The following is a 13,569-nucleotide window of genomic DNA, read 5'->3' as shown; positions in this document are numbered from 1 at the left end:
GGGCGGTGAAGATCCTCTCGATCCAGTCAGCGGTTGCCTACGGGCATGTGGGTAACTCGGCAGCTGTGTTTCCGCTCCAGCGCATCGGCGTGGAGGTGCTGCCGGTGTACACGGTGAACTTCTCGAACCACACCGGCTACGGGGCGTGGCGTGGGCCCATGATCAGCCCGGACGACGTACGAGAGGTTCTGCTGGGGATCGAGGACCGCGGAGTCCTTCCGCAGATCGACGTGGTGCTCTCGGGCTACCAGGGTGGCGAGGGGATCGCTGACGTGATTCTCGAGACGGTGGCGCGGGTGAAGGCGGCCAACCCTGCGGCGGTGTACTCCTGCGACCCGGTGATGGGGAACGCGAAATCCGGGTGCTTCGTCGCCCCCGCCATCCCGGTGCTGCTGCGCGACCGGGTGGTGCCGGCAGCAGACATCATCACGCCCAACCAGTTCGAGCTGGGGTTCCTCACCGGCACCGAGCCGGACACGCTCGAGTCCACGCTGGCGTCGGTGGAGCTGGTCCGCGCGACCGGACCGCGCACGGTGCTCGTCACGAGCGTCGAGCGCCCCGATCGCGAGGACGGCACGATCGAGATGCTGGCCGTCGATGACAGCGGCGCATGGCTCGTGCAGACGCCGTACATCCCGATGAAGGCGAACGGTTCGGGTGACGTGACGGCCGCGCTCTTCACGGCGCACTACCGCCGTACGGGTGATCTCGCGGAGGCACTCGCGCGCACGACCTCGAGCGTGTTCGATCTGCTCACGCGCACCCACGAGTCCGGAGAGCGCGAGTTGCAGCTCGTGGAATCACAGGACGCCTACGCCAGCCCGCAGATGCAGTTCAAGCCACAGCAGGTGGCCTGACGAATCCAGCAGCAGCGCTCAGGATCTGCGCGAGTGCTGCGGGTTGGGAGAACATCGGCCAGTGGCCCGTGTTGAGCTCGACGAGCTCCCAGGCCGGAGACTTGAGCTGCTCGAGCACGTCGGTCGAGGGCGTCGTACCGTCCATCAGGCATTTGAGGTACGTCGTGGGCAGCTCGCCGATCGGCTTGATCAGCTGAGCCGGCTCGGAGATCGCGCTCCCCGGATGCGGCGTACCGCGCTCCAGGATCAACGCGACGGCCTCGTCGGAGAGGTCCTGCCCGACGTAGTCCTCTGCGGTCAGCGGTGGCCAGTACCCGCCCGACGTCTCCAGTTGCTCCCGCACCCACGCCTGACCCTCTTCGGACCAGCCGCCCACGAACGACTGCCCGTCGGTCGGGATGTTCGAGTCGACGTACACCACCCGCCGCAGCCGGTCCCCGATCCGCCCTGCCGCCTGCCCGACCGGGATCCCCGAGTAGCTGTGCCCTACGAGTACGACGTCCTGCAGGTCCTGCGACTCGACCACCGCCACGATGTCGTCGACATGCTGCTGCTGACCCGCATCCACACCCCGCCGCTCGGCCAGCCCACTCAACGTCACCGGGTAAACGCCATGCCCAGCACCCCGCAGCACCCCCGCAACCTCGTCCCAGGCCCACGCCCCCAGCCAAGCCCCCGGCACCAACACAAAGTTCACCATGCCCCGCACCGTAAACCACCCCACCGACAGAACTAGCCGACGAGTTCGGCGGCCTCTTCGATGGTGTCGACCAGGTGGATGGAGTGGGCCATGGGGCGGTTGGTGGCTAGGGACTGGAGGAGGGGCCAGACGGGGAGCTTCGTCGTCCAGTGGTCGACGCCGACGAGGACGAGGGGGATCTGGGTGGCGGCGTCGCCGTAGTAGTTGGGGGTGACGGCCTGGAAGACCTCCTGGACGGTGCCGGCGGCGCCGGGGAGGTAGATGATGCCGCCGCGGGCGCGGTTGAGGAGGACGTCTTCGCGCTGGGCGTTCGAGAAGTACTTCGCGATCGAGCCGGCGAACACGTTGGGCGGCTCGTGACCGTAGAACCAGGTCGGGATCGACACCCCGCCGTTCCCGGGGAACCGGGCGCGCACGCTGAGCCCGGCGGCCGCCCACGCGCCGATCGACGGGCGGAACGACGGTACGGCGGCCAGCTCCGCCAGCGCGGCGTCGACGTCGGCCTCGTCGTACGACGCCAGGGACGCGCCGAGGTTGGCGGCCTCCATCGCGCCCGGGCCGCCGCCGGTGACGATCAGCTGGTTGCGCCGGGCAAGCGTACGGCCGAGCAGTACGGCGGCGCGGTAGTTGCCGTCGCCCCGCAGTACGCCGTGACCGCCCATCACCCCGACCCACGGCACGTCGTCGGGCAGTTCCGCCAAGGCGTCCGCGATCGCGTGGTCGTGGAGCGCCGTGGCGAGCGTACGGCTCGTGTCGCCCTTCTCGTCGTGCTGACGGGACCAGGCGTAGATCCGGGCGTCCGGCGTGGCGTCGTACCCGTTCTCGAGGCCGGCGTACAGCTCGTCGGCGTCGTACAGCCGCCCGCGGTACGCGTCGAACGGCAGTTCCGGGATCGCCGGGAACACCAGCCCGCCGCCGTCCCGCACCCACCCGTCGGCCTTGTCCTCCAGCAGGCAGCCGAGAAACACCGAGCCGGTCGGCTGCAGCCCGAGGAGTTCCGCCGTACGCCCGGTCAGATCCACCGACTGCACGCGCCACCCGGCCATCGCGGTGGCGCCCGCGGCCAGCAGCCGGTCGAACTGCTCCAACGACTCGATGTCCACATGCGGAATGCTCGGCAACGTCACGCAGAGCACATTAATAGACGGCTGCTCTCAGCTGCGGTAATGCTTAGGCATGACACATGCGGAGCTCTGGGAGCGTCACAAGGCCGTTATGCCGGCTTGGCTCGCGTTGTACTACGAGGAGCCGATCGAGATCGTGCAGGGGTCCGGGCGCCGGGTCACCGACGGTGAGGGGAACACGTACCTCGACTTCTTCGCCGGCATCCTGACCAACGCGATCGGGTACGACATCGCGGAGATCTCCGACGCGGTGCGCGAGCAGCTCGCGTCCGGGATCGCGCACACGTCGACGGTGTACCTGATCCGCAAGCAGATCGAGCTGGCCGAGCAGATCGCCGAGCTGTCCGGGATCCCTGACGCCAAGGTGTTCTTCGCGAACTCGGGCACCGAGGCGAACGAGACGGCCCTGCTGCTCGCCACCCAGAACCGCCGCTCCAACCAGGTGCTGGCGATGCGCAACTCGTACCACGGCCGCGCGTTCGGCACCGTCGCGATCACCGGCAACCGCGGCTGGTCCGCGAGCAGCCTGTCGCCGGTGAACGTGCAGTACGTGCAGGGCGCGTACCGGTACCGCAGCCCGTTCCGCGACCTGCCCGACGCCGACTACATCAAGGTCTGCGTCGACGACCTGCGCAACGTCATCGAGACCACGACCTCTGGCGACGTCGCCTGCCTGATCCTCGAACCGATCCAGGGCGTCGGCGGATTCTCGTCACCCCCGGACGGGCTGTACGGCGCTTTCAAGCAGGTGCTGGACGAGTACGGGATCCTGCTGATCGCGGACGAGGTGCAGACCGGATGGGGCCGGACCGGTGACCACTTCTGGGGGATCCAGGCCCACGACGTGGTGCCCGATGCGATGACGTTCGCGAAGGGCCTGGGGAACGGGTTCGCGATCGGCGGGGTTGTCGCAAGAGCTGAGTTGATGGACAGCGTCAACGCGAACTCGCTGTCGACGTTCGGCGGCAACCCGATCTCGACCAGCGCGGCGAAGGCCACGATCGACTACCTGCTCGACAAGGACCTGCAGGCGAACGCGGCCAAGCGCGGCGCGCAGCTCGTCGACGGCCTGCGCGGCATCTCCGACGAGTTCCCCGAACTCGGCGACGTCCGCGGCAAGGGCCTGATGCTCGCCGCCGAGCTGGTCAAACCGGACGACAACAGTCCGGACGCGGCCGCCACCGCCAAGCTCCAGCAGGAAACCAAGAACCGCGGCCTCCTGGTCGGCAAGGGCGGCCTCTACGGCAACGTCCTCCGGATGGCGCCCCCAATGACTCTGACCGAAGCCGAGACCACCGAAGCCCTGGAGATCATCCGAGACGCCTTCAACACCCTGCGCTGAACGAAACGAGGGCCCCTCCAGGTGGAGGGGCCCTCGTTCTGTCAGACCGGGGCTCCTTGGCCTGGGTCTTGGCTCAGCGGTAGTGGCGGCGGGGCGCCGGTGATCTTGCGGCGGCGCCTCGAGCGGCCCTCCAGGTAGCGGGCCAGCAGGGACAGCAGCGAGCACAGGCCGATGTAGATGACCGCGGTCACGATGTACGTCGGGATGTACGGGAACCCGTACGTGAGCCGACCGCCCATCTGCTTCGCCACGTACAGCAACTCGCCGTACGTGATGATGAACCCGAGCGCGGTGTCCTTCAGCAGGACGACCAGCTGGCTCACGATCGCCGGCAGCATCGCGCTGATCGCCTGCGGCAGCAGGACCAGGCGGACGACCTGGTTCTTCCGCAGACCGAGCGCGTACGCCGCCTCACGCTGACCCTTCGGTACGGCGGCGATGCCGGCCCGGAAGATCTCCGCGAGGACCGACCCGTTGTACAGGGTCAGACCGAAGACGACCGCCCAGAACGGGCCCAGCCCGAGGCCGAACTGGATGTTGCCGAAGTAGAAGTAGAACATCAGGATCAGCAGCGGCACCGCGCGGAACAGTTCCACGATCAGGGTGGCAGGCGTGCGAATCCACTTGTGGTCGCTGATCCGCGCCGCGGCGAACACCGCGCCGAACACCATCGCGAGAACGGCCGCGAGCCCGGCGGCCTTCAGCGTGTTCAGCAGGCCGTCAAGCAACTGCCGCTGGATCGACGAGTACTGGAACTGCCGCCAGAGCCGTCCCTCGAACTGGCCGTAGTCGTACATCCGGAGGATCAGCCACGCGATCGCGCCGAGCAGCACCACCAGGACCACGATGTTGGAGATCCGGTTCCGGAGCTTCGCGCGCGGCCCGGGCGTCTCGTACAGCACTGCGCTCATCAGGCTACCGCCGTCCGTCGTTCGGCCCACCGTTGCAGGAAGATCAGCGGCACGATCAGGATCAGGAATCCGATCGTGATCCAGACCAGCGTGAGCAGCTGGTTCTCACCGCGCTCGGACATCGCCGCCGGGATCGAGCCCGCCTCGACCACCGAGAATCCGGCCGCGATCGTGGTGTTCTTCAGCAAGGCGATCAGCACACTCATCAACGGCGGAATGATCGCCCGGAAGGCCTGCGGCAGCACCACGATCGTGAGCACCTGCACGAACGACATGCCGACCGCGCGTGCCGCCTCGGACTGGCCCGGGGCGATGGTGTTGACGCCCGACCGGACCACCTCGCAGATGAACGCCGACGTGTAGATCGTCAGCGCGCCGACCGCGGTCCAGAACGGGTTGGGCAGCGCGAGGTCCATCTTGGCGGCGCCGAAGAACAGGAACGCGAAAACCAGCGTGAGCGGGGTGTTCCGCAGGATGTTGACGTAGCCGGTGCCGAAGCCGCGCAGCGCGGGCACCGGGGAGACGCGGAACGCCCCGAGCGCGGTGCCGATGATCAGGCTGAGTACGCCGGACACCACGAACAGCCTGATGGTCAGCCAGAAGCCGTCCCGGAACAACGGCCAGTTGTCGGTGAGGACCGAGAACATCGCGACCTTCCTCTTACCTACCTGCGCCTACAGGAACAAAGTCCGGCCGCGGAGCCCAGTCGTTGGGCACCGCGGCCGGCTGCTGGATCAGTACTTCTCGAGCGGCGGCGGGGTCGAGTCCGAACCCGACTTGCCGAGTGTCTCGCCGTAGATCGCCTTCCAGGTACCGTCGGAGGCCGACGTCTCCAGAATGGAGTTGACCTTCTCGCGCAGCGCCTTGTCGGCCAGCGGCAGGCCGATGCCGTACTTCTCGGTGCTGAACGGCTTGCCGACCACGCGCAGCTCGTCGGGCGCCGTGGCGGCGTACCCCTTGAGGATCGCGTCGTCGGTGGTGACCGTGTCGACCTTCTTGTCCAGCAGCTGGGAGACGCACTCCGAGTAGGTCTTGAACTCGGAGATGTTGCTCGCCTCGGTCAGCTGCTCGTCCTTGACCCGCTGGATCGGGGTCGAGCCGGTCGCCGAGCAGACCTTCTTGCCCTTCAGGGCGGTCTTTCCGCCGTCCATCGAGGTGTCGTCCTTGCGGACCAGCAGGTCCTGACCGGCGATGAAGTACGGGCCGGCGAACGAGACCTGCTTCTTGCGCTTGTCGGTGATCGAGTAGGTGCCGACGTAGTAGTCGATCTCACCACCGGCGATCGCGGTCTCGCGGTTCGCCGACGGGATCTCCTTGTACTCGATCTTGTCCGGGTCCAGACCGAGGCCGGCCGACACCATCCGGGCCACCTCGATGTCGAAGCCGCAGCGCTTGCCGTCGGCATCCTTGTAACCGAGGTTCGGCTGGTCGGCCTTGACGCCGACGGTCACCTTGCCGGCGGACTTGATCTTGGTGAACGCCGTGCTGCCGGCCACGTCCACGCCGGTCGCGGCGGTGAACTTGTGCAGCTCGCCGCAGGAGTCGGACGCGGCGCCGTCAGTGCTGCCGCCGCCGGCGCTCGGCTCGTCCTTGCCACAGGCGGCAGCGGTCAGCGCGAGCGCTGCGGCGCCGAAGGTGGCGACGAGGGTGCGCATTCTCATGATCAGGTTCCCCTTCGTTTCGTTGCTGGGTACGGCTGCGGGCGGACGTCAGTGTTTGAGGATCTTGCCGAGGAAGTCCTGGGCCCGCCGTGAGGTCGGGTTGGTGAAGAAGGTTTCCGGGCTGGCCTCTTCGACGATCTCGCCGTCGGCCATGAACACCACCCGGTTCGCCGCGGTCCGGGCGAAGCCCATCTCGTGCGTGACCACGACCATCGTCATGCCCTGCTTGGCCAGGTCGACCATCACCTCGAGGACCTCCTGGATCATCTCCGGGTCGAGCGCCGATGTCGGCTCGTCGAAGAGGATGACCTTGGGGTCCATGGCCAGGGCCCGCGCGATCGCGACCCGCTGCTGCTGGCCACCGGACAGCTGAGCCGGGTACTTCGAGGCCTGGTTGGCCACCCCCACCCGCTCCAGCAGCTCCATCGCCCGCTTCTCGGCCTGCTTGGGGTCGGTCTTGCGGACCTTCAGGGGGCCGAGCGTGACGTTCTGCAGGATCGTCTTGTGCGCGAACAGGTTGAACGACTGGAAGACCATGCCGACGTCGGCACGCAGCGTGGCGAGGGCCTTGCCCTCGCTGGGCAGCGGCTGGCCGTCCAGCAGGATGGTGCCGGAGTCGATCGGCTCCAACCGGTTGATCGCGCGGCAGAGCGTCGACTTACCGGACCCGGACGGTCCGATCACCACGACGACCTCGCCCTGATCGATGGACAGGTTGATGTCCTTCAGGACGTGCAGTTCACCGAAATGCTTGTTGACGCCGGTCAGCGCTACCAGACCAGTCTTCGTCAGCGTGTCGGAATCGCTCATGGCCAGAACCTAGCGGAGCCGGGGGTGCGGTCGCAGGCCCGGGTGGTTCCACGGTGGTAACGATCTGCAATGAACGAAGCGGATCGTGACGCTGCGATCACAGACTGCTCGGGTTTGTCCGTTTCTGCTCGGGGCGCCGCGTCAGGTGACGATTCCGTACTCGCGGATCTTGCGATAGATGGTCGCCCGGGACATCCCGAGCGCGGTGGCCGACGCTTTCTTGTCGCCGTCGTACGTCGACAACGCGTCGACGATCGCGTCCCGCTCGAGCGCTTCGATCGGGCTCAGCTGCCGCCGGGTCGTGGCCCGGCACTCGGGCGGCAGGTCGGCCAGCTCGACCACGCCGGACCGGCGTCGCCGGGCGACCGCCGCGAGGACCGAGCGCAGATGAGTGATGTTGCCCGCCCACGGCAGCCGCATCAGCTGGTTCATCGTGGCGGTGGAGAAGGTCAGGCCGTTGATGCCGGCCTTCGCGAGCAGCGACCGGACCAGGGCCGGAACGTCCTCGACGTGATGCCGCAGCGGCGGCACCTCGACGGTCCGCGGAAAGAAGGCCAGCAGCTGGTCGGCGATCTCGGCGCGGTCCGCCGGCAGTGTGAGCGCGACCCAGGCGTCCCCGGCCGTCGCGCCGTCGCGGACGCTCTGCAGGAGCTCGGTGAAGCCGTCGAGGTTCTCACCGGTCAGCAGGTGCGCTCGCCGGATGATCAGATCGGCGCCGGACTCCAGCTCCGCACGGGCCTCGGCCACCAGGTCTTCGCCCGTCACCGCAGGGTCGAGGACGGCAAGCCGCCGGTCAGGTGCCACCTGCCTGCGGACCGCGCGCAGCAGCGACAGCTTGCCCGCACCCGGCTCGCCGTCGGCGATCAGCCACTCGGACCGGCTGCACGCATCCAGCATCTCCTGGATGATGTGCTGCCAGACCGCGCTGGTTCCGGTCGTCCCGGGAACCACCGGGAACCGCGTGACCTGGTGGCTGCGGGCCGGCAGACGTTGCTCCTTGATCTGGATGACCCCGCCGGCCAGGGTGTCGCCGACGAAGGTCGGCCGGTAGGCCATCCGGGCGGTTGTCCCGCTGGGTAGATCGGTGAGAAAGACCTGCGGCTTGGTGCCGCCGCGCGCGTCGCGGGTGCGGTCGATCAGGGCCGCCTGGTCGATGGCGTCGAAGCGTGCCTGCGCGTAGGCGTTCATCATGAAGACTTCGTCGCCCAGCGCGAGCACCGGTCCGCCGCTGTGCCGGCAGGCGGCGTAGTAGTCACTCAGCAAGGCGTGGTCGAGCGCGTTCGCCTCCTCGACGACCCGCTCGTGGATCCGCCGGGCCGCGAGTTTGGCGAACGACAGCAGGATCGAGTTCGAGTTCCTGGCCTGGGTGGTGATGTCCAGGACGCCGAGCAGGCCGCCGGTGACCGGATGCGTGATCGGTGCGCCGGCGCAGGAGAACATCCGCAGCTTCCCGTTGTAGTGCTCGGCGCCGTCGACCAGGATCGGCCCGCACACCTCGAGCGCTGTACCGATCCCGTTGGTCCCGACCGCGGACTCGGCGTACTGGAATCCGGGCGCGAGGTCGACCGAGTCCAGCCGGCGGAGCAGGGCGGGGTCGCCGCCCCGGCGGTCCAGGACGACACCCTTCGCGTCGGTCAGGATGATGCAGACAGGCTCGTTGTGGAGCTCCGCCGACAGCGCGTCGATGACCGGCCGGGCCGCCCGCATGAGCGTGGTCTCCCGGTCGATCCGGTCGAAGTACACCGGCGCCGGGCGGTCGACGTCCACCTGGGAGGCATGTGAACGCTCCCATGACACTCGGATCGGATCTCGGACCGGTTGTGCATTGCCCATGACCGTCTCCTTCTCGTCCGTCACCAGCGGAACTGCTCCCACGGTAGCCGCCTGGCGAAGGACCGCCATCTCACATTGAGACACAGAGACGTCCAATGGGCGGCTTTCATCGCTGTTCAACACCGATGATGGAGGCCCACATTGAGCAGGCAGAGTCTTACCAAGGCCCACGCCAAGATCACCGAGCTGTCCTGGGACCCGACCTTCGCGACCCCGGCGACCCGGTTCGGCACCGACTACACGTTCGAGAAGGCGCCGAAGAAGGACCCGCTGAAGCAGATCATGCGGTCCTACTTCCCGATGGAGGAGGAGAAGGACAACCGCGTGTACGGCGCCATGGACGGCGCCATCCGCGGGAACATGTTCCGCCAGGTGCAGCAGCGCTGGCTGGAGTGGCAGAAGCTGTTCCTGAGCATCATCCCGTTCCCGGAGATCTCCGCGGCCCGGGCGATGCCGATGGCGATCGACGCCGTACCGAACCCGGAGATCCACAACGGGCTCGCCGTCCAGATGATCGACGAGGTCAGGCACTCGACGATCCAGATGAACCTCAAACGCCTGTACATGAACAACTACATCGACCCGGCCGGGTTCGACATGACCGAGAAGGCGTTCGCGAACAACTACGCGGGCACCATCGGCCGGCAGTTCGGCGAGGGGTTCATCACCGGTGACGCGATCACCGCCGCGAACATCTACCTGACCGTGGTCGCCGAGACCGCGTTCACCAACACACTGTTCGTCGCGATGCCCGACGAGGCGGCCGCGAACGGGGACTACCTGCTGCCGACCGTCTTCCACTCGGTCCAGTCCGACGAGTCGCGCCACATCAGCAACGGCTACTCGATCCTGCTGATGGCACTGGCCGACGAGCGCAACCGGCCGCTGCTGGAGCGCGACCTGCGCTACGCCTGGTGGAACAACCACTGCGTCGTGGACGCGGCCATCGGCACGTTCATCGAGTACGGCACGAAGGACCGCCGCAAGGACCGCGAGAGCTATGCGGAGATGTGGCGGCGGTGGATCTACGACGACTACTACCGCAGCTACCTGCTGCCGCTGGAGAAGTACGGGCTCACGATTCCGCACGACCTGGTCGAGGAAGCGTGGAACCGGATCACCAACAAGGGCTACGTGCACGAGGTGGCGCGGTTCTTCGCGACCGGCTGGCCGGTGAACTACTGGCGGATCGACGCGATGACCGACAAGGACTTCGAGTGGTTCGAGCACAAGTACCCGGGCTGGTACTCGAAGTACGGCAAGTGGTGGGAGAACTACAACCGGCTCGCGTACCCGGGCCGGAACAAGCCGATCGCCTTCGAGGAGGTCGGGTACCAGTACCCGCACCGCTGCTGGACCTGCATGGTGCCGTGCCTGATCCGCGAGGACATGGTCACCGAGAAGGTCGACGACCAGTGGCGCACGTACTGCTCGGAGACCTGCTACTGGACCGACGCGGTCGCGTTCCGGGGCGAGTACGACGGCCGTCCGACGCCGAACATGGGCCGCCTGACCGGCTTCCGCGAGTGGGAGACCCTGCACCACAACAAGGACCTGGCCGACATCGTCCAGGACCTCGGGTACGTGCGGGACGACGGCAAGACGCTGATCGGCCAGCCGCACCTGGACCTGGACGACCCGAAGAAGCTGTGGACCCTCGACGACGTCCGCGGCAACACGTTCATGAGCCCGAACGTGCTGCTGAACGAGATGTCCGACGCCGAGCGCGAGGCCCACGTGGCGGCCTACCGCGCGAACGGGACCACGGCGGCCTGAATCCGCACCGAGTATCAGGAGGAGGCCGACATGGCCGACACCCACCGGATCCGCTTCGAACCGGTCGACATCGAGATGGACGTCACGGAGGACGACAAGATCCTCGACGCGGCGTTCCGGCAGGGCATCCACCTGATGCACGGTTGCCGGGAGGGGCAGTGCTCCGCCTGCAAGTCGTACGTCCTCGACGGTGACCTGCAGATGGAGCGCTACTCCACCTTCGCCTGCAACGACGCCGAGGTCGCCGACGGGTACGTGCTGCTCTGCCGGGCACACGCCTTCAGCGACTGCACGATCGAGCTGCTCAACTTCGACGAGGACGAGCTGCTCGGCGGCCTCCCGATCCAGACCGTGTCCGCCCGGGTCGAGGCGATCGAACCGGTCACCCGCGACATCGTGTCGCTCCGGCTGAAGACCGAGGCGGCGTTCGAGTTCAGGCCGGGGCAGTACGTCGACATCACGATCCCCGGCACCGACGACCACCGGTCGTTCTCGATGGCGACCACCCAGTCGACGCCGGACCAGATCGAGTTCCTGATCAAGAAGTACCCGGGCGGACGGTTCTCCGCCCTCCTCGACGGCGAGCTCGCGGTCGGCGACGAACTGTCGCTGACCGGGCCGTACGGCTCGTCGACGTTGAAGGACGGCCACGTGCTGCCGGTGGTCTGCGTGGCCGGCGGGGCCGGGATGGCGCCCATCCTGTCCATCCTCCGGCACCTCAAGGAAACCGGCAGCACCCGTCCGGTCCGGTTCTACTACGGCGCCCGCACGGCGGCCGACCTGTTCTACCTGGAGGCGATCAAGGAGCTCGGGGCGGATCTCACCGGGTTCGAGTTCATCGCCTGCCTGTCCGAGTCGGCTCAGGACGCAGACGGGCTCCAGGTCGAGGAAGGCAACGTCACCGAGATCGTCGAGCGGCGGGAAGCCGAGCTGCACCGCAGCGAGGTGTACCTGTGCGGCCCGCCGCCGATGGTCGACGCCGCCCTGGCGTTGCTGGAGGCAAGCAACGTGCCGAAGGACCAGGTCTTCTACGACAAGTTCACCAGCCCAGCTACCGATGGAGTCTGAGATGACAGAAACCAAGCAACGCAGCTTCCCGGCGATCGAGTTCACCGACTCCGAGGCCGGCGCGCTGGAGTTCCCCAGCTCGCAGAGCCGATCGTACAACTACTACAAGCCGGCCAAGCTGCGCGCGACGATGTACGAGGACGTCACGGTCGACGTACAGCCCGATCCCGACCGGCACCTGAGCCAGGGCTGGATCTACGGCTTCGGCGACGGTCCCGGCGGCTACCCCAAGGAGTGGACGGCCGCGAAGTCGTCGAACTGGCACGCCTTCCTCGACCCGAACGAGGAGTGGAACCAGACGATCTACCGGAACAACTCCGCGGTCGTCCGTCAGGTCGACCTCGGCCTGCAGAACGCCAAGCGGGCCAGGGCGTACGACGCCTGGAACCCGGCCTGGCTGAAGTTCGTCGAGCGTAACCTCGGCGCCTGGATGCACGCCGAGAACGGGCTCGCGCTGCACGTCTTCACCAGCATCCAGCGCTCCGGCCCGACGAACATGATCAACACCGCGGTGGCCGTGAACGCCGCGCACAAGATGCGCTTCGCCCAGGACCTCGCCCTGTTCAACCTCGACCTGTCGGAGGCCGTTGGGCAAGGGAAGGAAAGCAAAGAAGAGGGGGGAAAGAGAGCCGACGTAGCGTTCGACGGCGCTGCGCACAAGGAGGTTTGGCAGAGTGCGCCGGAGTGGCAGCCGACGCGTGAGGTCGTCGAGCGGCTGACCGCCGTCGGCGACTGGTGCGAGCTGCTCTTCGCCACGAACATCGTCTTCGAGCAGCTGGTCGGATCGCTGTTCCGGACCGAGCTGGTGATGCAGATCGCGGCTCGCAACGGCGACTACATCACGCCGACGATCGTCGGCACCGGCGAGCACGACTACGACCGCGATCTCGCCTACACCCGCAACCTGTTCCGGTTGCTGACCCGGGACGCCGAGTACGGCGAGAGCAACAAGGCGCTGTTCGGCGAGTGGCTCGCGACCTGGGTGCCGCGCTGCCTCGACGCCGCGCACGCCCTGCAGCCGATCTGGTCGCAGCCGGCCGACAAGTCCGTCACGTTCGCGGACAGCCTGGACGCGGCCAAGCAGAAGTTCCGTTCCCTGCTCGAGGACCTCGGGCTCGACTCTCCGAAGGAGCTGGACCAGTGAGCATGCAGTTCGGATCTGACGCCTCGTTCTCCAACAAGACCGGCGTGACCCTGATGAACACCCCGATCGGCCGCGTCGTCGCCCAGGTGATGGGCGCCAAGGAGGGCGTCGAGCTGACCGAGTACCCGTCGATGATCCGGGTCGACGGCACCGGGCTGCTCGACTTCGACTACGCCGAGCTGTCCGACGCGCTCGGGATGGAGTTCGACGGGTCGGTGTTCGAGGAGATCTCGTCCACCCACTACGGCCGGATGGTGCACCTGGACGACAAGACCATCCTGTTCGCCAGTCCCGAGGACGCGGCCGAGTACATCGGTTTCGACCTCACCACGAAGTGAGGCCG

Annotated in this window: 13 protein-coding genes; 6 read left to right on the top strand and 7 right to left on the bottom strand. The window is 67.3% G+C overall.

The genetic code is table 11. The features are described from left to right. The first annotated feature begins 5 nt into the window (after positions 1 to 5). Complete coding sequence (gene pdxY / locus OHB24_RS40355; protein ID WP_327636247.1) at positions 6 to 857, top strand: pyridoxal kinase PdxY; 852 nt, start codon at positions 6 to 8, stop codon at positions 855 to 857. On the opposite strand, the gene OHB24_RS40350 is transcribed toward pdxY, so the two are convergent. Then, the gene (locus OHB24_RS40350) at positions 835 to 1,557 is read right to left on the bottom strand and encodes an alpha/beta fold hydrolase (RefSeq protein WP_327636246.1); all 723 of its coding nucleotides are present in this window, start codon (positions 1,555 to 1,557) and stop codon (positions 835 to 837) included. The two genes, pdxY and OHB24_RS40350, sit on opposite strands and share 23 nt — an antisense overlap. A gap of 32 nt (positions 1,558 to 1,589) precedes the next feature. Then, positions 1,590 to 2,684 carry an LOG family protein gene (locus OHB24_RS40345; protein WP_442913942.1) on the bottom strand — a complete coding sequence of 365 codons (1,095 nt, stop codon included), beginning with the start codon at positions 2,682 to 2,684 and terminating at the stop codon, positions 1,590 to 1,592. Positions 2,685 to 2,772: 88 nt separating this feature from the next. Between OHB24_RS40345 and OHB24_RS40340 the strand changes: the two genes are divergently transcribed. Next, positions 2,773 to 4,023 carry an aspartate aminotransferase family protein gene (locus OHB24_RS40340; protein ID WP_327636245.1) on the top strand — a complete coding sequence of 417 codons (1,251 nt, stop codon included), beginning with the start codon at positions 2,773 to 2,775 and terminating at the stop codon, positions 4,021 to 4,023. A 41-nt stretch (positions 4,024 to 4,064) separates the two neighbouring features. On the opposite strand, the gene OHB24_RS40335 is transcribed toward OHB24_RS40340, so the two are convergent. The 5 genes from OHB24_RS40335 to OHB24_RS40315 all read right to left on the bottom strand — a co-directional run bounded on the left by OHB24_RS40335 (position 4,065) and on the right by OHB24_RS40315 (position 9,172). Further along, positions 4,065 to 4,934, bottom strand: coding sequence for an amino acid ABC transporter permease (locus OHB24_RS40335; RefSeq protein WP_327636244.1), 870 nt, complete (start codon positions 4,932 to 4,934; stop codon positions 4,065 to 4,067). Continuing rightward, positions 4,934 to 5,581 carry an amino acid ABC transporter permease gene (locus OHB24_RS40330; protein ID WP_327636243.1) on the bottom strand — a complete coding sequence of 216 codons (648 nt, stop codon included), beginning with the start codon at positions 5,579 to 5,581 and terminating at the stop codon, positions 4,934 to 4,936. Before OHB24_RS40330 ends, OHB24_RS40335 begins: the two co-directional genes overlap by 1 nt. Positions 5,582 to 5,668: 87 nt before the next feature. Beyond that, positions 5,669 to 6,595 carry a glutamate ABC transporter substrate-binding protein gene (locus tag OHB24_RS40325; protein ID WP_327636242.1) on the bottom strand — a complete coding sequence of 309 codons (927 nt, stop codon included), beginning with the start codon at positions 6,593 to 6,595 and terminating at the stop codon, positions 5,669 to 5,671. A 48-nt stretch (positions 6,596 to 6,643) separates the two neighbouring features. Continuing rightward, positions 6,644 to 7,372, bottom strand: coding sequence for an amino acid ABC transporter ATP-binding protein (locus OHB24_RS40320; protein WP_327641162.1), 729 nt, complete (start codon positions 7,370 to 7,372; stop codon positions 6,644 to 6,646). 174 nt (positions 7,373 to 7,546) lie between these two features. Continuing rightward, entirely contained in the window at positions 7,547 to 9,172 is a 1,626-nt protein-coding gene (locus OHB24_RS40315) for a sigma-54-dependent Fis family transcriptional regulator (RefSeq protein WP_327636241.1), read from the bottom strand. 207 nt (positions 9,173 to 9,379) lie between these two features. Here OHB24_RS40315 and OHB24_RS40310 point away from each other — a divergent pair, with 207 nt between their 5' ends. Genes OHB24_RS40310 through mimD form a run of 4 tightly spaced genes read left to right on the top strand, consistent with a single transcriptional unit; the run spans position 9,380 to position 13,564 of the window. Beyond that, on the top strand, positions 9,380 to 11,014 hold the full coding sequence (locus OHB24_RS40310) for a hypothetical protein (protein WP_327636240.1): 1,635 nt from the start codon (positions 9,380 to 9,382) through the stop codon (positions 11,012 to 11,014). 30 nt (positions 11,015 to 11,044) lie between these two features. Next, positions 11,045 to 12,082: an FAD-binding oxidoreductase gene (locus OHB24_RS40305; protein WP_327636239.1), complete on the top strand. Its 1,038-nt coding sequence runs from the start codon at positions 11,045 to 11,047 to the stop codon at positions 12,080 to 12,082. A gap of 1 nt (position 12,083) precedes the next feature. Beyond that, the gene (locus tag OHB24_RS40300) at positions 12,084 to 13,226 is read left to right on the top strand and encodes an aromatic/alkene monooxygenase hydroxylase subunit beta (protein WP_327636238.1); all 1,143 of its coding nucleotides are present in this window, start codon (positions 12,084 to 12,086) and stop codon (positions 13,224 to 13,226) included. A gap of 2 nt (positions 13,227 to 13,228) precedes the next feature. Continuing rightward, positions 13,229 to 13,564: a propane 2-monooxygenase effector subunit MimD gene (gene mimD / locus OHB24_RS40295; RefSeq protein WP_327636237.1), complete on the top strand. Its 336-nt coding sequence runs from the start codon at positions 13,229 to 13,231 to the stop codon at positions 13,562 to 13,564. The last annotated feature ends 5 nt before the right edge of the window (positions 13,565 to 13,569 follow it).

The organism is Kribbella sp. NBC_00482 (genome assembly GCF_036013725.1).
Taxonomy (GTDB): domain Bacteria; phylum Actinomycetota; class Actinomycetes; order Propionibacteriales; family Kribbellaceae; genus Kribbella.
Note: the sequence above shows the minus strand (reverse complement) of the source record. Positions and strands in the feature narration are given on the sequence as shown.